Source organism: Actinoallomurus liliacearum, assembly GCF_039542035.1.
Classification (GTDB): Bacteria; Actinomycetota; Actinomycetes; order Streptosporangiales; family Streptosporangiaceae; genus Actinoallomurus; species Actinoallomurus liliacearum.
This window is the reverse complement of sequence record NZ_BAABHJ010000016.1, coordinates 77,072-97,162: the sequence shown is the minus strand read 5'-3', so window position 1 is coordinate 97,162 and position 20,091 is coordinate 77,072. Positions and strand designations below refer to the sequence as shown.

The window sequence follows — 20,091 nt, the reverse complement described above, 5'->3', positions numbered from 1 at the left end:
AGGTGTACTCCTTGCAGCGGCTGCTGACTGACGTAGCAGAGTGGTCATTTCCGGTGGCCGAAGTCTAGCCGGGGCCGGTCGAGCGACGCTTGAGGCGTACGGAGGACCGGCGGCTTCACTCTAGCCGTCCGGCCACCTGATCCCATACGACGTCGGCGAGCGCCTCCTTCGAGCCGCGCGGCACATCGACGGAGCCGCCGTCGGCCGAGAGGATCACCGCGGCGTTGTCCGGGGTGCCGAACGTCAGCCGCTCCCCCACCTCGTTGACCACCAGCAGGTCACAGCCCTTGCGGGCGAGCTTCTCCCGGCCGTGGCGCAACACGTCGTTCGTCTCGGCGGCGAACCCGACGATCACCTGTCCGGGGCGGCGCGCGGTGACGAGCTCGACGAGGACGTCGGGGTTCTTGACCAGGCGGATCGGGTCCGGTTCGACCTCGTCCGTTTTCTTGATCTTAACGTCGCGGTAGCCGGCCGGCCGGAAGTCGGCCACCGCGGCGGCCATCACCACGGCGTCGGCCTCGCCGGCCGCCTTGAGCACCGCGTCGCGCAGCTCGAGCGCCGAGCCGACGCGCAGGACGTCGGCGCCCGCCGGGTCCGGCAGCGCGACGTTCGCGGCGACGAGCGTGACCCGGGCGCCGCGCGCGAGCGCGGTCCGCGCCAGGGCGTACCCCTGCAGGCCGGACGAGCGGTTTCCGATGAACCGCACCGGGTCGATGGGCTCCCGGGTGCCGCCCGCCGACACGACGACGTGGCGGCCGGTGAGGTCGGCCGGCAGGTCCCGCCGCGCCAGGACGAGGCGCGCGGCGTCGAACAGGGCGTCCGGATCGGGCAGCCGCCCCTTGCCGGAGTCGGCGCCGGTCAGCCGCCCGACGGCCGGCTCGATCACGACGCAGCCCCGCGAGCGCAGCGTCGCGACGTTGGCCTGGGTCGCGGGGTGTTCCCACATCTCGGTGTGCATCGCGGGCGCGAACACGACCGGGCACCGGGCCGTCAGCAGGGTGTTGGTCAGCAGGTCGTCGGCGAGGCCGTGCGCCGCCCGGGCCAGCAGGTCGGCGGTGGCCGGGGCGACGAAGACGAGGTCGGCGCCCTGCCCGAGGCGGACGTGCGGCACCTCGGCGACGCCCGACCAGACCTCGGTCGTCACCGGCTCGCCGGACAGCGCCGCCCACGTCGGCTCGCCGACGAAGCGCAGCGCGTCACGCGTCGGGATCACCCGGACGTCGTGGCCGGACTCGGTCAGCCGCCGCAGCAGCTCGCAGACCTTGTACGCGGCGATGCCGCCGCCCACCCCGAGGAGCACGCGGGGCCGCCCGGACCGCGCCGCGACCTCACTCACCGGCAGGCCCTTTCACCGAGCACGGCACGGCGTCGATGGGACGCCGCGGACGCGCGCGGGTCGGGGGCGGGACACGCCCCGGGGCCGCCGGAGGACAACTCAGACGCCTTCGATGGCCTCGGAGTGAAGCAGGCCCTCGCGGACCTCGCGCAGCGCGATCGACAGCGGCTTCTCCTGAACCTGGGTCTCCACCAGGGGACCGACGTACTCCAGGAGGCCCTCGCCGAGCTGGGCGTAGTAGGCGTTGATCTGACGGGCGCGCTTGGCCCCCATGATCACAAGGCTGTACTTGCTGTCGACGATCTTCAGCAGGTCGTCGATCGGCGGGTTGGTGATGCCTTCGGCACCAGGGGCATTCGATGCCACTCCTGCGCCTTCCGCTAGTCGGAGTTCGGTGGTTGTGCAGCCAGCAAGGCTACCAGCTCGGCACAGACGTCCCGGACGGACGTGTTGACGAGCGTGACGTCGAACTCCTTCTCGGCCGCCAGTTCGATGCGGGCGGCCTCGAGGCGGCGTTCGATCACCTCGGCGGGCTCCGTGCCACGGCCGACCAGGCGGCGGACCAGCTCGCCCCAGGACGGCGGCGCGAGGAACACGAACAGCGCCTCCGGCATGGCCGTGTGCACCTGACGGGCGCCCTGCAGGTCGATCTCGAGCAGGACCGGCACGCCGGCTTCGAGGTGCTCGAGCACCGCGCGGCGCGGCGTGCCGTACCGATTTCCCGCGAACTCGGCCCACTCGAGCAGTTCCCCCTCGCCGACGAGCCGATCGAACTCGGCTCCGTCGACGAAGAAGTAGTGCACACCGTGGACCTCGCCAGGACGAGGGGCACGAGTTGTCACCGAGACCGACAGCCACACCTCCGGGTGGGCACGCCGGATCTCGGCGACGACCGTGCTCTTGCCGACGCCGGACGGTCCGGAGAGGACCGTCAGGCGCCTGGACGGGATGGAGCCGCCCGCCATGGGGATGGCGGAGCCGGCCGCGGCGGTCTGCCCGCCGCGCCCGTCCGCGGCTCGGTCAGCGATTTCCACCGCCGCCGAACTCACGCTCGAGAGCGGCGCGCTGGTTGGCACCGAGACCCCGCACGCGGCGGGACTCGGCGATACCGAGCCGCTCCATGATCTGCTTGGCACGGACCTTGCCGACGCCAGGCAGGGACTCCAGCAGAGCCGACACCTTCATCTTGCCGATGACGTCGTCGGCCTGCCCATCCTTGAGAACCTCAGCGAGGGAGGTACCCCCGTGCTTGAGCCGGTCTTTGACCTCGGCACGCTCTTTGCGAGCCTTTGCAGCCTTTTCCAGGGCTGCGGCGCGCTGTTCAGGGGTTAGGGGCGGAAGCGCCACGCCGGGTCACCTCGTGTTTCCACTCGATTGAGTCGGACGGCTTGGGAACCTAGCGAGTTCGGGGCCCATAAAGCAACGTGAAAGGCCATATAGCCCGGTTTTAAGTTACCGATGTCACTCTATGAGGTGTCCTCATCACTCACTGTATTGAAAGTAGGGGGTTCTTACACCCCGAACCGTACGACGGCCTGGCGTTTCTTGCGAGCGGAAAACGGGTCAGTCAAGCGCCCCCGGACCGCCCGGCACCCCCGGATCGCCCACACCGTTCGGGACGGCGCGCTCCCGCGCCTCCGACCCGCCGGACCCCGCCCACGGCACCGGACGGCGGACGGCCCACACCGGCCCCCTGGAGGCGCGTGCGGCGGGCGGCCCACAGCGGCCCCCAACACTCCCCCGGAGACGCGTTGCCCGTGGCGGCCGGGCCCCGGGTGGCCCATACCGGCCCCCAGCGCCTCTCTGGGGACGCGTGGGGCCCGAACAGCGCGACACCGCTCCCCGCGCCCCACAGGGGTACCTGGCGGCCTCTACAGCCGACGTACGAGAGCCGCGGCGCTCCCTGACGCTTCCCGGACGCCGGCGGGACGCACGCCGCCGTGCGGCCCGCGTGCGAAACCTGAGTGCCCCTCGGAACGCCGGGGCCGTACGCCGGCCCTGCGCGGCCCGCATACGGCCGGGCGATCCCCGCCCGATGGCGGTTGGCCGGCGCGGGCCGCGTACGACCCGCGAAGGGCCGGCGCGAGCCCCTACGGCCCACGAAACGCCGGCACGGACCACGTGCGGGTCGCGGAGGGTCGGCGCGGGCCACGTGCGGGTCGCGAAGGGTCGGCACGGACCATGTGCGGCCCCGAAGGGCCGGATGGCGGACGGCCGGCGCACACACGTAAGGCCCGTGGAGGGCCGGCGCGGGACGCGTGCGGCCCGGCGGAGTCGGAGCGGTCAGGCGGCGCCGGTGCGGCGGAGCGCCGCCGCGATGCCCGCCGCCGCGGCGCCCGGGTCCGGGGCGCCGGTGATGGGCCGTCCGATGACGAGAAGGTCGGCTCCGGCCGCGAGGGCCTCCTCCGGGGTGGCGACCCGCGCCTGGTCCTGCGTCGCGCTGCCGGCGGGCCGTACGCCCGGCGTGATGAGCGTGATGTCGGGCCCGACCTCCGCCCGGACGTCCGCGACCTCGCGGGGGGAGCACACCAGCGCCTGGGCGCCGGCTCCGACCGCCAGAGCGGCCATGCGGCGCACGACGTCGGAGGCCGAGCCGCCCAGTCCCAGCGCGTCCAGATCGGCCTCTGACAGCGACGTGAGGACCGTGACGGCCGCGATCTTGGTCTGCGGGGCCGCCTCGACGGCCGCGCGGATCATGGCGGCGCCGCCGCCGGCGTGCACGGTGAGGTACGCCGGCTTGAGGCGGGACACCGCGTGCGCGGCGCCCGCGACGGTCGCCGGGATGTCGTGCAGCTTCAGGTCGAGGAAGACCTGGACGCCGCTGGCGCCGCGGACGCTGGCGACGACGTCGGGGCCGTAGCGCAGGTAGAGCTCCAGGCCGACCTTGACCGTGCTGACGTGCGGAGTGACCAGCGCGGCCCAGCGCGCGGCGGTCTCGAGGTCCGCCGCGTCGAGCGCGACGGCGATGGGAGCGGTGTTCACTGGGTGGTCTCCTGTTCGATCGGCTCGGTCGAGCCCACGCCGGCGGTGTCCCCGGCGACCGCCAGGCCGACGTTCGGGTCGATGCGGCGGTGGAGGCTCCCCGCCGGTTTGTGGGCGAGCCCCACGACGTCGGCGAGCCGGTCGATGCCGCGCTCCTTCAACGCCCCCTCGAGCTCGCGCAGGATGCGTACACACGCCGACGGGTCGTGCAGGGTGGCCGTGCCCACGGCGACGGCCGAGGCGCCCGCCAGGACGAACTCCAGGACGTCCAGGCCGGTCCGGATCCCGCCGATCCCGATGATGGGCACCTCCGGCAGGGCGGCGTGCACCTGGTAGACGCAGCGGACCGCCACGGGGCGGATCGCCGGTCCGGACAGCTCGCCGGTGATGCCGGCGAGCCGGGGGCGGAGGGTGGTCGTGTCGATGGCCATGCCGTGCAGCGTGTTGATCATCGACAGGCCGTCCGCTCCGGCGTCGGCGCACGCCATGGCGACGCCGACGATGTCGGTGACATCGGCCGACAGCTTGGCGACCACGGGGAGGCGGCGCGGCGTGCTCGCGCGCACCGCGCGTACGAGGCGGCCGGCGGCCGACGGGTGGGCCGCGAACATCGACCCGCGATCCTCGACGTTGGGGCAGGAGAGGTTGATCTCCACGGCCGCGACGCCGGGCGCGTCGCCGAGCCGACGGGCCACCTCGGCGTACTCCCCCACGCTGCCACCGGCGATCGACACGACGACGCGGGCCTCCCGCTCGGCGAGCCAGGGCAGGTCGTGCCGCAGGAACGTCTCGATCCCCGGGCCCTGCAGCCCGGCGGCGTTCAGGACGCCGGAGGGGGTCTCGGTGAGCCGGGGAGCGGGGCGGCCGGCGCGCGGCTGCGGGGTGATGGACGGCGTCACGAGCGCGCCGAGCCGGCCGACGTCGAAGAAGCGGCCCAGCTCGCGGCCGGTCCCGCCGCAGCCGGCCGCGGTCAGCACCGGGTTCGGCAGCGTGAGGCCGCCGAGGCTGGTCTCCAGATCGATCATGACGGGCTTCCGGGGAGCACCGAGCGGGGGGCGCCGTAGGCGTCGAACGGGATCGTGCCGAGGTCGTCCCAGCGCACCCGCTCACCGCGGAACACCGGGCCCTCCACGCACGAGCGCGCCATGTGCGTGACGCCCTCGTCGTCGATGACCGGGAGCACGCAGGCCTGGCAGACGCCGACGCCGCAGGACATGGGCTCCTCGACCGCGACCTGCACGGGCAGGTCGTAGCGCACGGCGATCCGGGACACCGCGTGCAGCGTCTCGGTCGGGCCGCAGGCGTACAGCACCTCGGCGCCGACCTCCTCGACCACGGCCGCCAGGAGATCCTCGGGGCGGCCCCGGTGACCGAGCGAGCCGTCCTCGGTGACGACGGACGTCGACTCGCCGACGCGGCGCGCCGCGCGCGTGCCGTAGACGTGGTCGGACTCGGCGCCGCCCAGCACGAAGTGGACGGCGCAGTCGCGCTGGCGGAGCACGGCGGCGAGGGGGAAGAGCACCGCCCCCGACTGCCCCTCTCCGATGAGGACGCAGCGCACGGGGTGACGCGGCAGCGGGAAGGGGCGGCCGAGCGGGCCGGCGACGTCGAGGATGTCGCGCGGCCGGAGCGCGGCCAGCCACTCGGTGCCGGCGCCCCGTACCGCGAAGACGATCTCGACGGTGCCGCCGTAGTCGGGCTTGACCTCGCGGACGAAGAAACACCGCCGCGTCAGCATGCTCGACCGATCGCCGCCGACGGCCAGGGCGACGAACTGCCCCGGCCGGAAGCGTTCGGCGATGCCCGGGGCCACCAGCGTCATCGCGTGGTAGGCCCCGGTCCGCCGGATCGTCAGGACCGTTCCGGGCACCTGTACCGGTGCGACCGGTGAGTCGGTCAACTGTCCTCCTCGCCACCCCAGAGGTGCTGGGCGTGCTCCTGCAGCGACCGGACCCCGATGACGCCCGCGGCGGTCGCCTCGATGCCCTGGACGGCCGCGCCGAGCGCCTGCACCGTGGTGAGGCAGGGGACGCCGCGCAGGACCGCGGCGGTGCGGATCTCGTACCCGTCGAGGCGCGGCCCGGACTGCCCCGGGCTGCCGAACGGGGTGTTCACGATGAGGTCGACCTCACCGTCGAGGATGCGCCGCACGATCGTCGGCTCGCCGTCCGGCCCGGGGCCGGCGCTGTGCTTACGCACGATCTTGGCACGCACGCCGTTGCGCCGCAGGACTTCCGCCGTCCCCTCGGTGGCCAGGATCTCGAATCCGAGGTCCGCGAGCCGCTTGACCGGGAAGATCATGGCTCGCTTGTCGCGGTTCGCGACGGAGACGAACGCCCGGCCCTTGGTGGGCAGCGAGCCGTACACCGAGATCTGCGACTTGGCGTACGCCGTGCCGAAGACCGTGTCGATGCCCATGACCTCGCCGGTGGAGCGCATCTCCGGGCCGAGGATGGTGTCGACGCCGACGCCCTCGGGGGTGCGGAAGCGGTCGAACGGCAGCACCGCCTCCTTGACCGAGATCGGCGCGTCGAGCGGGAGCCGCCCGCCGTCGCCGGTGGCGGGCAGCACGCCCTCGGCGCGGAGCCGCGCGATGCTCTCGCCCATCATCACGCGGGCCGCCGCCTTGGCCAGCGGCACGGCGGTGGCCTTGGAGACGAACGGCACCGTACGGGAGGCGCGCGGGTTGGCCTCCAGGACGTACAGGACGCCCGCCGAGAGGGCGTACTGGACGTTCATCAGGCCGCGCACGCCGATCTCACGGGCGAGGGCCTCGGTGGAGGTACGGATGCGGTCGATGTCCTCGTGGCCGAGCGTGATCGGCGGCAGCGCGCACGCGGAGTCGCCGGAGTGGATGCCGGCCTCCTCGATGTGCTCCATGACGCCGCCGAGGTAGAGCTCCTCGCCGTCGTACAGCGCGTCGACGTCGATCTCGATGGCCTCGTCGAGGAACCGGTCGACGAGCACGGGGTGCTCGGGGTTCCACTGCCCGCCGCCGGCGCGCTCGATGTAGCCCTTCAGCGTGTCCTCGTCGTACACGATCTCCATGCCGCGCCCGCCGAGGACGTACGACGGCCGGACCAGCACCGGGTAGCCGATCTCGGCCGCGATCGCCGCCGCCTCCTCGTACGTGGTGGCGGTGCCGTGCTTGGGCGCGGGCAGGTCCGCGCGGGCGAGGACCTGCCCGAACGCGCCGCGCTCCTCGGCGAGGTGGATGCTCTCCGGCGAGGTGCCGACGACCGGCACCCCGGCGTCCTTCAGCTTCTGCGCCAGCCCCAGCGGCGTCTGCCCGCCGAGCTGCACGATCACGCCGGCGACCTCGCCGGTCTCCTGCTCGGCGTGCACGACCTCCAGGACGTCCTCCAGGGTGAGCGGCTCGAAGTACAGCCGGCCGGAGGTGTCGTAGTCGGTCGAGACGGTCTCGGGGTTGCAGTTGACCATGACGGTCTCGTAGCCGGCCTCGGCCAGCGTGAACGAGGCGTGCACGCAGCTGTAGTCGAACTCGATGCCCTGCCCGATGCGGTTCGGGCCGCTGCCGAGGATGATCACCTTGGGCTTGTCGCCCACGGGCACCTCGGTCTCCTCGTCGTAGGTCGAGTAGAGGTACGGCGTGCGGGCCTCGAACTCGGCGGCGCAGGTGTCGACGGTCAGGTAGACGGGCCGGATGCCCAGGGCCTGCCGCAGCTCGCGGACGACCTCGGCGGAGGTGCCGCGGATCTCGGCGATCTGCTCGTCGGAGAAGCCGTGCCGCTTCGCCTCGCGCAGCGCCTCCGGGTCGAGCTGGTCCTCGGCGAGGGGGGCGGCGACCTCGTCGAGCGCCGCGATCCGGTCGAGGAACCACGGGTCGATCCGGGTCGCCTCGTACAGCTCCTCGACGGTCGCCCCGACGCGCATCGCCTGTTGGACGGCGCGCAGCCGCCCGTCGTGCGGCCGGCGGGCGCTCTCGATCAGCTCGGCCTTCCGCGCGGCCCGCTCGTCCTCGGAGAGCGCCTCGGGGCTCGGGGCCCAGGAGAAGGAGCTGCCGGACTTCTCCAGCGACCTGAGGGCCTTCTGCAGCGCCTCGGGGAAGGACCGGCCGATCGCCATGGCCTCGCCGACCGACTTCATGTGGGTCGTGAGCGTCTTGTCGGCCGCGGGGAACTTCTCGAACGCGAACCGCGGCGCCTTCACCACGACGTAGTCGAGGCTCGGCTCGAAGCTGGCGGGCGTCTCGCGGGTGATGTCGTTGCGGATCTCGTCGAGGGTGTACCCGACGGCGAGCTTCGCCGCGATCTTGGCGATCGGGAAGCCGGTCGCCTTCGACGCCAGCGCGCTGGACCGCGACACGCGCGGGTTCATCTCGATCACGATCATGCGGCCCGTCTGCGGGTCGACCGCGAACTGGATGTTGCACCCGCCGGTGTCGACGCCCACGGCGCGGATGACGTCGATGGCGACGTCGCGCATCCGCTGGTACTCCCGGTCGGTGAGCGTCAGGGCCGGCGCGACGGTGATCGAGTCGCCGGTGTGCACGCCCATCGGGTCGACGTTCTCGATGGAGCAGACGACCACGACGTTGTCGTGCCGGTCGCGCATCAGCTCCAGCTCGAACTCCTTCCAGCCGAGGATCGACTCCTCCAGGAGCACCTCGCTGGTCGGGCTGGCGGCCAGGCCCGCGCCGGCGATGCGGCGCAGGTCCTTCTCGTCGTAGGCCATGCCGGACCCGGCGCCGCCCATCGTGAAGGACGGGCGCACGACCATCGGGTAGCCGAGCGTGCCGGCCGCGGCGAGGCAGTCGTCCATCGAGTGGCAGATCACGCTCGCCGCGGACTCGGCGCCGATGTCGGCGACGATCTTCTTGAACCGCTCGCGGTTCTCCCCCGCCTGGATGGCGTCGACGTTGGCGCCGATCAGCTCGACGCCGTACCGCTCGAGGACGCCGGACTCGTGCAGCGCCACGGCGGTGTTGAGGGCGGTCTGGCCGCCCAGCGTGGGCAGCAGCGCGTCGGGGCGCTCCTTGGCGATGACCTTCTCGACGGTGTCCGGGGTGATCGGCTCGACGTACGTCGCGTCGGCGATCTCCGGGTCGGTCATGATCGTCGCGGGGTTGCTGTTGACGAGGGCCACGCGCAGGCCCTCGGACTTGAGGATTCGGCACGCCTGCGTGCCGGAGTAGTCGAACTCGGCGGCCTGGCCGATGACGATCGGGCCCGAGCCGATGACGAGGACGGATTTCAGGTCGGTACGGCGGGGCATCAGGTTCCCTGTCCGGACGCGACCGCGACGGCCACGAGGGCCAGCACGGTCAGGGCGGCGGCGACGGTGGTGAGGATGAGGGCCAGCGGTGTCGGGGGCCGGGCCCGTACGACGGCGTCGTTCGGGTCGACGGGCACGTGGCCGTGGGACGCGGTGTCGGAGGCGTGGTCCGCCTCGTGGCCAGAGACATCGGTCATGAGTGGCGGTCCATGAGGTCGCAGAACCGGTCGAACAGGCCGGTGGCGTCGTGCGGGCCCGGAGCCGCCTCCGGGTGGTACTGCACGCTGAACGCGGGACGGTCGAGCAGCCGCAGCCCCTCGACGACGCCGTCGTTGAGGTCCACGTGGCTGACCTCGGCGCGACCGTACGGCGTGTCGAACGGGCCGTCGAGGGGCGCCTCCACCGCGAAGCCGTGGTTGTGGCTGGTGATGTGCACCCGGCCGTCGGCACGGTCCTGCACCGGCTGGTTCACGCCGCGGTGGCCGAAGCGCAGCTTGTACGTGCCCAGGCCGAGCGCGCGGCCCAGCATCTGGTTGCCGAGGCAGATGCCGAACACCGGCGTGCCGGTGTCGAGGACCCCGCGCAGGGACTCGACCGCGTAGTCGCAGGCGGCGGGGTCGCCCGGACCGTTGCTGTAGAAGACCCCGTCCGGTTCGAGGGCGAGGATCTCCTCGGCGGTCACGGTCGCGGGCAGGACGTGCACCTCGCAGCCGCGCTCGGCCATGCGCCGGGGCGTCATCGTCTTGATGCCCAGGTCGATCGCCGCGACCCGGTGGCGCACCTCGCCCTCGGGCCGCACGACGTACGGCTCGGGCGTGGACACGACGCGGGCCAGGTCGGCGCCGATCATGTCGGGGCTGTCCAGCACGCGCTTCAGGAGCGCCTGCGGGTCGGTCTCGACGGTGCTCACCCCGGCCCGCATGGCGCCCTTGTCCCGCAGATGGCGGGTGAGCGCCCGGGTGCCGTTGATCGCGATGCCGACGACGCCGTACGCGCGCAGCTCGTCGTCGAGCGAGCGGCGTGCCCGCCAGTTCGAGACGACCCGGGACGGCTCGCGGACGACGTACCCGGCGACCTGGACGCGGCCGGACTCGGGGTCCTCGTCGTTGACGCCGGTGTTGCCGATGTGCGGCGCGGTCATCGTGACGATCTGCCGGTGGTACGACGGGTCGGTCAGCGTCTCCTGGTAGCCCGTCATGCCGGTGTTGAAGACGATCTCCCCGAACGCCTCGCCCTCGGCGCCGTACGCGGTGCCGTGGAAGGTCCGGCCGTCCTCCAGGACGAGCAGCGCCGGTTTGGTCGCGCGATTCAATTCGGTTTCCCTTCCAGAACGGTGGGGCGGCCGCGCAGGAACGTCGCCCGCACCCGGCCCGGCAGCTCGAGCCCGGCGAACGGCGTGTTCCGGCTCTTCGAGACGAATCCGGTCGGGTCGACGGCCGTGCGCACGGCCGGGTCGTACAGCGTCAGGTTCGCCGGGGCGCCGACCTCGATCGGGCGGCCCTGGCCGCTCAGGCGGCCGATGCTCGCGGGGCGGACCGACATGCGGTCCGCGACGCCGGCCCAGTCGAGCAGGCCGGTCTCCACCATGGCCTCCTGCACCACCGACAGGGCCGTCTCCAGCCCGATCATGCCCATCGCGGCCGGGGCCCACTCGGTCTCCTTGGCCTCGGCCGGGTGCGGGGCGTGGTCGGTGGCGACGCAGTCGATCGTGCCGTCGGCGAGCGCCTCGCGCAGCGCCTCGACGTCGGCCTTGGTGCGCAGCGGCGGGTTCACCTTGTAGACGGGGTCGTACGTCTCGGCGAGCTCGTCGGTCAGCAGCAGGTGGTGCGGGGTGACCTCGGCGGTGACCCGCCAGCCCTTGCTCTTCGCCCACCGGATGATCTCCACCGAGCCCGCCGTCGAGACGTGGCAGACGTGCAGCCGGGACCCGACGTGCGCGGCGAGCAGGCAGTCGCGGGAGATGATCGCCTCTTCGGCGACGGCGGGCCAGCCGGCCAGGCCGAGCCGCCCGGAGACCTCGCCCTCGTTCATCTGCGCCTGCTCGGTGAGCCGCGGCTCCTGGGCGTGCTGGGCGACCACGCCGTCGAACGCCTTGACGTACTCCAGCGCGCGGCGCATCAGCACCGCGTCGGACACGCAGTGCCCGTCGTCGGAGAACACCCGGACCCGCGCGGCCGAGTCGGCCATCGCGCCCAGCTCGGCGAGGCGCTCGCCCTCCAGGCCGCGGGTGACGGCGCCGACCGGGTGGACGTCGCAGTGGCCGGCCTCCCGGCCCAGCCGCCAGACCTGCTCGACGACGCCGGCCGTGTCGGCCACCGGCTCGGTGTTGGCCATGGCGTGCACGGCGGTGTAGCCGCCGACCGCCGCGGCCCGGGTGCCGCTCTCGACCGTCTCGGCGTCCTCCCGGCCGGGCTCGCGGAGGTGGGTGTGCAGGTCGACCAGGCCCGGCAGCGCGATGAGGCCGTCCGCGTCGACCACCGTGGCGTCCGGCGCCGTCAGGCCGGAGCCGACCTCGGCGACGACGCCGTCGCGGACCAGGATGTCGGCGGGCGCTCCGCCGAGGATCCGCGCGCCCTTGATGAGGTACATCACGCGTCTTCCCTTCTCGATGCGTCGCCGCCGCGTTTCGCGTCCCCGTTGGGCGAGACGGCGCCGGCCCGCGCCGCGTCGCCGCCGATCGCCGGCTCCGAACCGCCGAGGAGGAGGTACAGCACGGCCATCCGGACGGTCACGCCGTTGGCGACCTGCTCCACGATGGTCGAGCGCGGCGAGTCGGCCACCTCCGCGGCGATCTCGACGCCGCGGTTCATCGGACCGGGGTGCATGACGATCGCGTGGTCCGGGAGGGCGGCCAGGCGGCGGGCGTCCAGGCCGTACCGCCGGCTGTACTCGCGGACGGTCGGGAAGTACGCGGCGCTCATCCGCTCCTGCTGGACCCGCAGCATCATCACGACGTCGCTCTTGGGCAGCACGGCGTCGAAGTCGTACGCGACCTCGCACGGCCAGGTGTCCACCGAGACCGGGAACAGCGTGGGCGGCGCGACCAGCGTGACCTGCGCGCCGAGCGTGTTGAGCAGCAGCACGTTGGAACGCGCCACCCGGCTGTGCAGGATGTCGCCGACGATCGTGATCCGGCGCCCGTCGAGGTCGCCGAGCCGCCGCCGCATCGTGTAGGCGTCGAGCAGCGCCTGGGTCGGGTGCTCGTGCGTGCCGTCACCGGCGTTCACGACGCTGCCGCGCACCCAGCCGGCGAGCCGGTGCGGCGCGCCGGAGGCGTTGTGGCGGATGACGACGCCGTCGGCGCCCATCGCCTCCAGGGTGAGCGCGGTGTCCTTGAGGCTCTCCCCCTTGGACACGCTGGAGCCCTTGGCGGAGAAGTTGATGACGTCCGCCGACAGCCGCTTGGCGGCCGCCTCGAACGAGATCCGCGTCCGCGTGGAGTCCTCGAAGAAGAGGTTGACGACGGTGCGCCCACGCAGCGTGGGCAGCTTCTTGATGGGGCGGTCGGCGATCCGCGAGAGCTCCTCGGCGGTGTCGAGGATGAGCAGCGCGTCGTCCCGGGTGAGATCGGCCGCCGAGATCAGGTGGCGCTTCACTTGGGGACCTCCAGCACGACGGCGTCCCGGCCGTCGGTCTCGGCGAGCAGCACCTTGACCTTCTCGCGGGTGCTGGTCGGAAGGTTCTTGCCGACGTAGTCGGCGCGGATGGGCAGCTCGCGGTGGCCGCGATCGACCAGCGTGGCGAGCTGCACGGCGCGCGGGCGGCCGAGGTCGTTCAGCGCGTCGAGGGCCGCCCGTACGGTGCGGCCGGAGAAGAGGACGTCGTCGACCAGGACGACGACGCGGTCGTCGACCCCCTCGGGCGGGAGCTCGGTGCGGCCGAGGGCGCGGGCGGGGCGCATGCGCAGATCGTCGCGGTACATCGTCACGTCGAGGGAACCCTGCGGAACGGGCTCGCCCTCGACCTCGGCGATCCGCCCGGCCAGGCGGGCGGCCAGCGTGACCCCGCGTGTCGGGATCCCGAGCAGGACGATGTCGCGGCCGCCCTTGGTGCGTTCGAGGATCTCGTGGGCGATCCGGGTGAGCGCCCGCCGGATGTCGGGGGCCTCGAGAACGGTCTTGTGACTCACATCACTATCGGGTGACGGTCCGTGCGCGGGCACGGAGGCAGCACTCACCTCGATAACCTCCTTTCCCGCCTCTCTGGACGGGTCTTAAAGGACGTCGGGCGCTCTCACGTTAGCAGCCCCGGTACTCTGCCCCTGACACCGGGACCAGCACGTTTACGCTGGTGACGACGCTGCGCAAGCGAGCCGCCGGACGCCCGGCCGCGGGTATGGCAAGCTTTTACCCGGCGGTCGGCGACCCGTGCGACGCGTGGTCGCCAGGCCCCGCAGGCCCCGGTGCGCAAGGGTTTTCGCGCCCTCCGAGCCCCTCTTCGGAGCCCCTGCGGACGCCGACTGTTTCGCCGCTTTTTTCCAATCAGCTTGACCTGGAGCGCTACCCGTTTTACCGTCACTGTCCGTAACCATCCCAGGAGATGGACCCCTCGGGCAGTCGGCCCCCCGGCCGGCTGAGAGTGCGCCCCACGGCACACCCGTCTCGGGGCAGGCGGGAACCACCCGTCCGGGTCCCCCTCCCGGGGCCATATCGACGACGAGAAAGTGAGCCTGGGGGCCGCACGATGCCGTCTGAATACGCAAAGGCTCTCGGCGCGAGGCTTCGCGCCATCCGCACCCAGCAGGGCCTGTCCCTGCACGGCGTGGAGGAGAAATCCCGTGGCCGCTGGAAGGCCGTCGTCGTGGGTTCGTACGAGCGGGGCGACCGCGCCGTCACCGTTCAGAAGCTGGCCGAGCTCGCCGAGTTCTATGGCGTGCCGGTGTCCGAGTTGCTCCCGGGCGGAGCCGCGCCGAGCCCTCTGGGCCCGACGCCCAAGCTCGTGATCGACCTCGAGCGACTCCAGCAGCTTCCGAAGGACAAGGCCGGTCCCCTCGCCCGTTACGCCGCGACGATCCAGAGCCAGCGGGGCGACTACAACGGAAAGGTCCTGTCCATCCGGCAGGAGGATCTGCGTTCGCTGGCGGTGATCTACGACAAGTCACCGACGGAGCTCACAGAGGAACTCATCGGCTGGGGCGTCCTCGACCCTGAGGCACGCCGCGCGGTCGAAGCGTTCTGATCCACCTCCCGGATCATGCGGCCCCTCCGGGCTGCCGCATGACCGATGCGTCGTGACGGAGCCCGTCCGGTACCCCACCGGGCGGGTTTCTTCATGCGCCGACCCACCCTGCGGAACACCTTGGAAAGCGTCGACTACGGCCCGCCCTTGATCGTCGGCATTGAGCACTCGTAGGCGGCAGCCCTGCCACCATCGACGCGAGTCCCCCATCCATGATCACTGGCAAGATGCCGCATCCGACCGGATCCGCGCCCACGATCACCGAGCATTGTGAGCCACCGTGTCCGGCGACGCTCATCCGCGACTCGGCGGCCCGACGGGCGGCGACGGTATCCGTACGCGGCTGGCCGGATGGCGCACCGAATGCTCGGTAATCGCAGGGACGAACCGAGTTGAACGTCGTATCCCGACTGTGGTGGGGCGCCTTCACCGAGCTTTCCGCTCGTCCGTGCCGGCGGGTGCCCTGGGGCGGCGTACCGCGCCTCGATGCCTCGCGCGATGTGCGCCGCGGGGTGGGGACGCCGCGCGGGGCCCGCCGCTTCGGGGGGAGGTCGGCGGCGGGCCCCGCGGGCGTCGACCGGGGCTCCGCGTGCGGAGCCCGTCTCTGGAACGGTCTCAGCCGGCGGCGGGCAGCATGGGCTGGCCCGGGACGCCGAGGGTGGTCTCGACGAGCGACACGAAGATCTCCGCGTCGTGCAGCAGTTCGTCGGCCTCGTCCGCGGTGACCGCCCGTGGCAGGCCGGCCTCCGCGGCGGCGCGCTTGTCGGCGCCGGCGGCGAAGAACGCCGCCCACTCGCGCAGCGCCGGCTCGGCCTCGGGCAGCAGCACCCAGACGCTGCGTGGCCTGCCGCGCGTCCGGGATTCGGGGTCGGCGCGCTCGGCGAGCACGGCGGCGGCGGCGCGGAGCGCCGCGAGGTGCGCCGCGACGTAGCGCAGCGCCGGGGCGGCCGACTCGGCCGCCTCGATCAGCCCGCGGCGCGCTGTCTGGAGGAGTGACATCGCCGATGCGGCGGGCCTGCGCCGGGGCGTCGGATGCAGTGGGACGGCAGTGGACGACCTTGCGGACATGACATGCCTCCTTCCGCTCGGCGGGCCCGAGGGCCCAGGGGGAGCCGGGCGAAGCGCTTCCCCTCGCCCCGCCCGGCCGTCGCATCCCGCCCGGCATCGCGCTGCCCGCGAGACGATCCCCTCGGCGCGGGCCGCGAGTCCCACGCCGCACTCGAACACAGGTTCGAGCATGCATCTCAGTAAAGCGGCCACGACTCCATTCGTCAACGTGTTCGAATAGGTGTGTCTCCGCAGTTCGAAACCCCTTACCCCCCTCGTCACCCCGGGCCGTAAGGTGCTGCCATGCATCCCAACGTCGAACACGTCGCCGCCCGCCTGCGTGAACTGGGCGCCACCGGAGAGGTCCGCGAACTGCCCGAGGCCGCGCCCACCGCGGTCGCGGCCGCGGCCCAGCTCGGCTGCGACGTCGGCGCCATCGCCAACAGCCTCATCTTCGCCGCCGACGGCGAGCCCCTCCTCGTACTCACCAGCGGCGCGCACCGCGTTGACACGACCGCGCTGGCCCAGCGGATCGGCGCGGCGAAGATCAAGCGGGCGGACCCGGAGTTCGTCCGGGCGGCGACGGGACAGCCCATCGGCGGGGTGGCGCCCCTCGGGCACCCGGAGCCGGTCCGGACCCTGGTCGACACGTGGCTGGCCAAGCACGACGTCGTCTGGGCGGCGGCCGGGCATCCGCACACCATCTTCCCCACCTCGTACGAGGAGTTGCTCCGCCTCACCGGCGGCACGCCCACCGACGTCGACTGATCGCCGCCGTGCCGAAGCCCTCGTCCATCGCCCCGCCGTGACCGGACCTGGACGGTCCGTGACCCGATCGTGCACGCGTCACCGGGGACAACCGCCGAAAGGCGGTGATACAACGGTCACCTGAGGCTCAAGCGCACTCTCTGGAGCGGGTGCCCCATGGCTGGACAGGACGGTCTGCGCGCCAGTGCGGCACGCGACAAGGATTTCGTCGGCATCGACACCGCCGCGATGGCTCGGCTCATCCAGCAGATGACGAGTGCGTCGAACGCCATCACCGCCTGGCTGCGCACGAACGCCGCGCTGCCCCCGAGCGTCCCGCGCACCGGTCTGCATCAGGCGGCGGCTGTGGAGAGCTGGGCCCGCGCCCAACCGGGGATGCTCAGCCGGCGGCGGAGCTACGCGATCGCCCACCTGAGCAAGGGCGCCGCCGACATGCCGCGGGTCGGCGCCGGCCACCTCGGCGGCCGCCCGGGCGGTACGACGACGGCCGGGGCGGGACACTCCGTCGGCCATTTCCCCGACGCGCACGCCGCCACCAGAGCGGGGTCCGCCGACGCCGCCGCGATCCACGCGGCGTCGGCGGCCGGGCGCCCGGTCCCGGTCGCCGTCTGGAAGCGGCTGACCGCCGACGCCGACGACCCGGACTACGTCAAGGGTCTCTACGCACGCCTCGGCCCGGCCGGCGCGGCCGACCTGATCGGTGCCGCGCTCGGCCGCCAGGCGCGCCTGGCGACGGTCCGGGAGTCGCTGGGCCTCGCCAGCCATCACCTGCGGATGTCCGAAAAGTGGCTGCGCGAGTTCCTCGAGGAGGCGACCCGAAAGGGCGTGCACGACGATGCGGTCCGCCTGCTGGAGCACGCCGGGCTCGACCGGCGCGCGAAGGTCGCCCTCGGGCACATCGGCCTGGCGCACCTGGTCGCGGCCCCACCGGGGCACCGGATCCCAACGCCGAACCCTCCGCACGAGGCGATGATCCGCCCCGCCGCGGCGGACCCCGAGGCGGCGGCCGAGCTGCACGCGCGCCACTCCGAGGCCGTACACCGGGCGCTCGCGGCCCACCCCGGGTCCACGGTGCTGCAAGCGCTCGCCGCCCATCCGACGCCCGAGCGCAGCGAGCGAATCGGAAGCACAGCGCCGCCGGTCACCCCTCCGGCGGAGGAGGGTCCATGAGCGCTTATCCGCCCGCGCCGGCCACCGTACGGCCGCCGACGGCGTCGGCCGCGTCGCCGGGCGATCCGGCGCAGCAGCCGAATCCGGCGTACGTCGAGCTGTTCGCCGCGTACGAGCGCGCGTACGCGAGCGCCCACTCGCTCGAGGCGGCGCTGGACCCGCCGATCCGCACGGTCGGCGACGCCTGGGTGGGGCCCGCCGCGCGCACCTGGCAGCGTGAACTGGAGACGGAGCGCGGCCGGCTCAAACAGGCGGCCGCCCAGATTCTGTGGGACATTTACGACGCACTGTCAAAAGTCCCGCCTTATCTACCAAAGTGAGCTACGTGAAATCAGCTTTCGGAGCCCGGCGGGAGACCACCCCGCAGATACGGGAGATCGACCGGCGCGGCTTCTTCCGGAGGCTCGACGCGATGCTGGCGACGTACGCCGCGGCGATGGAGCCGCCCGTCGACCAGATGCCGGGCCGGCGCACCATCATGGAGCGCCACGCCGCGTACCCCGGCTTCCGGGCGTTCGTCGCCGGGCGCCGGCGCGACGTGGCCGGTTTCGCGTACGGCTTCCACGGCGAGCCCGGTCAGTGGTGGCACGACGTCGTCCACGCCGCGCTCGCCGAGGTGGGCGGCCCGGAGCACGCCCGCGCGTGGATGAGTGACACGTTCGAGGTCGCCGAACTCCACGTCCATCCCGACAGTCAGGGCCAGGGGCTCGGCCGTGGACTGATCACCACGCTGTGCGCGGACCGGCCGGAGCGCACCGTCGTGCTCTCCACGCTGGACTCCGAGACGCCCGCCCGGAACCTGTACCGCTCGCTCGGCCTGACGGACCTGCTCACCGCTTTCCAGTTTCCGGGCGGCGGCCCGCTCTACGCGGTCATGGGCGCGCGGCTCCCGCTGAGCTCCAGGCGGTCGTAGACCGCACGCGTCGCGGTCGACTTGTTGAACGTGAATTGATCAACCGGCTCCGCGGCGTGCGGTGCCGCGCGCCCGCTGGCCGCTGACCCGCACACGAGCAGTTGTCATGGTCGTTGTCGGTTACCCGAAGAGGCGCCCCCCCTGGAGGGGGCGCCCGTAACGGCCGCTTCCGATCAGCCGTTGTTCGAGCCGTTCTTGGCCCTCTGCAACGCCGCCAGACCGGCGTTCCACTCCGACGTCGTCGGCTTCCTGCCCGCCTGCGCCGTCAGGTCATCCCGCAGCCTGTTGATGTCCTGGCGGCTCAGGCGCTTCTGCTCAGGCATGAGAGCTCCTTCTTCGTTGCCGTTTCGTTGCCGTGCTCTGTTGGCACGCTTGATGATCATGGTACGGCCAAACGGCGGAGCGCAATGAGTCGTCGCCGGCGGCCTGGTCGACGACGGATTTCCATCGGGAAGGAACGTAAAAAGGTTCGGGCCGACGGTTCGCCCGACCGTCGGCCCAACCGTCGCGTGGGCCTGACTAGTGGCCTGATCAGCGCTTACAGGGCCGACAGGTGGCGACGACTTCCGCTGACCTCCAGCCGCGAGTAGACCTCGCTGGTCGCGGTCGACTTGTTGAACGTGATGAAGTGGATGCCCGGCGCGCCCTCGGCCAGCAGACGCCGGCACAGCTCCGCCGCGTGCTCGATCCCGAGCCGGCGCACCGCCTCCGGATCGTCGCCGACGGCCTCGAACCGCTCGGCCAGCTCCCGCGGGAACGGAGCACCGGACAGCTGCTCGGACCGCTCGATCGTGCTCAGCTGGGTCACCGGCATGATGCCCGGGATGATCGGCACGTCACAGCCACGCGCGGCGACGCGGTCGCGCAGCCGCAGGTAGTCCTCGGCCTGGAAGAACATCTGCGTGATCGCGTAGTCGGCGCCGGCCTGGCACTTCCGCACGAAGTACTGGGTGTCGCTCTCGATGTCCTGCGACCGCGGGTGCTTGTACGGGAATGCGGCGACCCCGACGCTGAAGTCGCCCGACGACTTGATCAGCCGGACGACGTCCTCGGCGTACTCCACGCCCTCGGGGTGCTTGACCCACTCCCCCATCGGGTCGCCGGGCGGGTCGCCGCGCAGCGCCAGCAGGTCCCGGACGCCGACGGCGGCGAACCGGCCGATCAGCTGCCGCAGCTCACGGATCGAGTGGTTCACGGCCGTGAAGTGCGCGACCGGGGTGAGGGTCGTGTCCATCGCGATCCGCTCGACGATCTCGACGGTCCGGTCGCGGGTGCCGCCACCGGCGCCGTACGTCACCGAGACGAACGTGGGACGCAGCACCTCGAGGCGGCGGATCGCCTGCCACAGATTGCGGGCGCCCTGCTCAGTCTTGGGGGGAAAGAACTCGAACGAGAACGTCGGCTCGCCCGCGGCGAGCACTTCCCGGATCGTGGGGCGAGCGAAGGTCATGCAGACCAGCGT

General features: G+C 72.5%; 20 protein-coding genes and 1 pseudogene. 5 read left to right on the top strand and 16 right to left on the bottom strand.

Annotated elements, in window-relative coordinates; genetic code table 11:
* Positions 1-115: 115 nt before the first annotated feature.
* The 13 genes and pseudogenes from coaBC to pyrR form a co-directional block, all read right to left on the bottom strand.
* Positions 116-1,300: a bifunctional phosphopantothenoylcysteine decarboxylase/phosphopantothenate--cysteine ligase CoaBC gene (gene coaBC, locus ABD978_RS23160; protein ID WP_345358435.1), complete on the bottom strand. Its 1,185-nt coding sequence runs from the start codon at positions 1,298-1,300 to the stop codon at positions 116-118.
* Positions 1,301-1,435: 135 nt separating this feature from the next.
* Positions 1,436-1,702, bottom strand: coding sequence for a DNA-directed RNA polymerase subunit omega (gene rpoZ / locus ABD978_RS23155; protein ID WP_345358141.1), 267 nt, complete (start codon positions 1,700-1,702; stop codon positions 1,436-1,438).
* A 14-nt stretch (positions 1,703-1,716) separates the two neighbouring features.
* Positions 1,717-2,301: a guanylate kinase gene (gene gmk / locus ABD978_RS23150; protein WP_345358432.1), complete on the bottom strand. Its 585-nt coding sequence runs from the start codon at positions 2,299-2,301 to the stop codon at positions 1,717-1,719.
* Between the two features lie 55 nt (positions 2,302-2,356).
* A complete protein-coding gene (gene mihF, locus ABD978_RS23145) occupies positions 2,357-2,683 on the bottom strand; it encodes an integration host factor, actinobacterial type (protein ID WP_252782942.1) in 327 nt (108 codons plus the stop codon).
* Positions 2,684-3,619: 936 nt separating this feature from the next.
* On the bottom strand, positions 3,620-4,318 hold the full coding sequence (gene pyrF / locus ABD978_RS23140) for an orotidine-5'-phosphate decarboxylase (RefSeq protein ID WP_345358138.1): 699 nt from the start codon (positions 4,316-4,318) through the stop codon (positions 3,620-3,622).
* Positions 4,315-5,343 (bottom strand): dihydroorotate dehydrogenase, encoded by a 1,029-nt coding sequence (locus ABD978_RS23135; protein ID WP_345358136.1) that lies wholly within the window; start codon positions 5,341-5,343, stop codon positions 4,315-4,317. The genes pyrF and ABD978_RS23135 overlap by 4 nt, the downstream gene beginning before the upstream one ends.
* A complete protein-coding gene (locus ABD978_RS23130; protein ID WP_425550750.1) occupies positions 5,340-6,140 on the bottom strand; it encodes a dihydroorotate dehydrogenase electron transfer subunit in 801 nt (266 codons plus the stop codon). The genes ABD978_RS23135 and ABD978_RS23130 overlap by 4 nt, the downstream gene beginning before the upstream one ends.
* Before the next feature lie 74 nt (positions 6,141-6,214).
* Positions 6,215-9,553, bottom strand: a complete 3,339-nt coding sequence (gene carB, locus ABD978_RS23125; protein ID WP_345358131.1) for a carbamoyl-phosphate synthase large subunit — start codon at positions 9,551-9,553, stop codon at positions 6,215-6,217.
* The gene (locus tag ABD978_RS23120) at positions 9,553-9,750 is read right to left on the bottom strand and encodes a hypothetical protein (protein ID WP_252799881.1); all 198 of its coding nucleotides are present in this window, start codon (positions 9,748-9,750) and stop codon (positions 9,553-9,555) included. The genes carB and ABD978_RS23120 overlap by 1 nt, the downstream gene beginning before the upstream one ends.
* On the bottom strand, positions 9,747-10,865 hold the full coding sequence (carA, locus tag ABD978_RS23115) for a glutamine-hydrolyzing carbamoyl-phosphate synthase small subunit (RefSeq protein WP_345358128.1): 1,119 nt from the start codon (positions 10,863-10,865) through the stop codon (positions 9,747-9,749). Before carA ends, ABD978_RS23120 begins: the two co-directional genes overlap by 4 nt.
* Positions 10,862-12,142 carry a dihydroorotase gene (locus ABD978_RS23110; RefSeq protein WP_345358429.1) on the bottom strand — a complete coding sequence of 427 codons (1,281 nt, stop codon included), beginning with the start codon at positions 12,140-12,142 and terminating at the stop codon, positions 10,862-10,864. Before ABD978_RS23110 ends, carA begins: the two co-directional genes overlap by 4 nt.
* A 98-nt stretch (positions 12,143-12,240) precedes the next feature.
* Positions 12,241-13,149, bottom strand: a pseudogene (locus tag ABD978_RS23105) (aspartate carbamoyltransferase catalytic subunit); the annotation flags it as partial.
* The gene (gene pyrR, locus ABD978_RS23100) at positions 13,146-13,682 is read right to left on the bottom strand and encodes a bifunctional pyr operon transcriptional regulator/uracil phosphoribosyltransferase PyrR (RefSeq protein ID WP_345358125.1); all 537 of its coding nucleotides are present in this window, start codon (positions 13,680-13,682) and stop codon (positions 13,146-13,148) included. The gene pyrR and the pseudogene ABD978_RS23105, both read right to left, overlap by 4 nt.
* Positions 13,683-14,236: 554 nt before the next feature.
* On the opposite strand from pyrR, the gene bldD reads away from it, so the two are divergent.
* Complete coding sequence (gene bldD, locus ABD978_RS23095; RefSeq protein ID WP_252782932.1) at positions 14,237-14,731, top strand: transcriptional regulator BldD; 495 nt, start codon at positions 14,237-14,239, stop codon at positions 14,729-14,731.
* Positions 14,732-15,346: 615 nt separating this feature from the next.
* Here the strand turns inward: bldD and ABD978_RS23090 are convergent.
* Complete coding sequence (locus tag ABD978_RS23090) at positions 15,347-15,799, bottom strand: SAV_6107 family HEPN domain-containing protein (RefSeq protein ID WP_345358122.1); 453 nt, start codon at positions 15,797-15,799, stop codon at positions 15,347-15,349.
* A gap of 282 nt (positions 15,800-16,081) precedes the next feature.
* Between ABD978_RS23090 and ABD978_RS23085 the strand changes: the two genes are divergently transcribed.
* The 4 genes from ABD978_RS23085 to ABD978_RS23070 all read left to right on the top strand — a co-directional run bounded on the left by ABD978_RS23085 (position 16,082) and on the right by ABD978_RS23070 (position 18,629).
* Positions 16,082-16,546, top strand: a complete 465-nt coding sequence (locus ABD978_RS23085; RefSeq protein WP_345358119.1) for a YbaK/EbsC family protein — start codon at positions 16,082-16,084, stop codon at positions 16,544-16,546.
* 156 nt (positions 16,547-16,702) lie between these two features.
* Positions 16,703-17,716, top strand: coding sequence for a hypothetical protein (locus ABD978_RS23080; RefSeq protein ID WP_345358116.1), 1,014 nt, complete (start codon positions 16,703-16,705; stop codon positions 17,714-17,716).
* Positions 17,713-18,036 (top strand): hypothetical protein, encoded by a 324-nt coding sequence (locus ABD978_RS23075; RefSeq protein WP_345358113.1) that lies wholly within the window; start codon positions 17,713-17,715, stop codon positions 18,034-18,036. The genes ABD978_RS23080 and ABD978_RS23075 overlap by 4 nt, the downstream gene beginning before the upstream one ends.
* A 5-nt stretch (positions 18,037-18,041) precedes the next feature.
* A complete protein-coding gene (locus tag ABD978_RS23070) occupies positions 18,042-18,629 on the top strand; it encodes a GNAT family N-acetyltransferase (protein WP_345358109.1) in 588 nt (195 codons plus the stop codon).
* A 173-nt stretch (positions 18,630-18,802) separates the two neighbouring features.
* On the opposite strand, the gene ABD978_RS23065 is transcribed toward ABD978_RS23070, so the two are convergent.
* Positions 18,803-18,952 (bottom strand): hypothetical protein, encoded by a 150-nt coding sequence (locus ABD978_RS23065; RefSeq protein ID WP_345358106.1) that lies wholly within the window; start codon positions 18,950-18,952, stop codon positions 18,803-18,805.
* A gap of 215 nt (positions 18,953-19,167) precedes the next feature.
* Positions 19,168-20,079 carry a methylenetetrahydrofolate reductase [NAD(P)H] gene (gene metF, locus ABD978_RS23060; RefSeq protein WP_345358103.1) on the bottom strand — a complete coding sequence of 304 codons (912 nt, stop codon included), beginning with the start codon at positions 20,077-20,079 and terminating at the stop codon, positions 19,168-19,170.
* Between the last annotated feature and the right edge of the window lie 12 nt (positions 20,080-20,091).

Excerpts from the sequence above, each read along its gene's own strand:
- gmk (WP_345358432.1), bottom strand. The coding sequence starts at position 2,301 with ATGGCGGGCGGCTCCATCCCGTCCAGGCGCCTGACGGTCCTCTCCGGA.
- ABD978_RS23135 (WP_345358136.1), bottom strand. The coding sequence starts at position 5,343 with ATGATCGATCTGGAGACCAGCCTCGGCGGCCTCACGCTGCCGAACCCG.
- ABD978_RS23130 (WP_425550750.1), bottom strand. The coding sequence starts at position 6,140 with ATGACGCTGGTGGCCCCGGGCATCGCCGAACGCTTCCGGCCGGGGCAG.
- carB (WP_345358131.1), bottom strand. The coding sequence starts at position 9,553 with ATGCCCCGCCGTACCGACCTGAAATCCGTCCTCGTCATCGGCTCGGGC.
- ABD978_RS23120 (WP_252799881.1), bottom strand. The coding sequence starts at position 9,750 with ATGACCGATGTCTCTGGCCACGAGGCGGACCACGCCTCCGACACCGCG.
- ABD978_RS23110 (WP_345358429.1), bottom strand. The coding sequence starts at position 12,142 with ATGTACCTCATCAAGGGCGCGCGGATCCTCGGCGGAGCGCCCGCCGAC.
- bldD (WP_252782932.1), top strand. The coding sequence starts at position 14,237 with ATGCCGTCTGAATACGCAAAGGCTCTCGGCGCGAGGCTTCGCGCCATC.
- ABD978_RS23090 (WP_345358122.1), bottom strand. The coding sequence starts at position 15,799 with ATGTCCGCAAGGTCGTCCACTGCCGTCCCACTGCATCCGACGCCCCGG.
- ABD978_RS23085 (WP_345358119.1), top strand. The coding sequence starts at position 16,082 with ATGCATCCCAACGTCGAACACGTCGCCGCCCGCCTGCGTGAACTGGGC.
- ABD978_RS23080 (WP_345358116.1), top strand. The coding sequence starts at position 16,703 with ATGGCTGGACAGGACGGTCTGCGCGCCAGTGCGGCACGCGACAAGGAT.
- ABD978_RS23075 (WP_345358113.1), top strand. The coding sequence starts at position 17,713 with ATGAGCGCTTATCCGCCCGCGCCGGCCACCGTACGGCCGCCGACGGCG.
- ABD978_RS23065 (WP_345358106.1), bottom strand. The coding sequence starts at position 18,952 with ATGCCTGAGCAGAAGCGCCTGAGCCGCCAGGACATCAACAGGCTGCGG.
- metF (WP_345358103.1), bottom strand. The coding sequence starts at position 20,079 with ATGACCTTCGCTCGCCCCACGATCCGGGAAGTGCTCGCCGCGGGCGAG.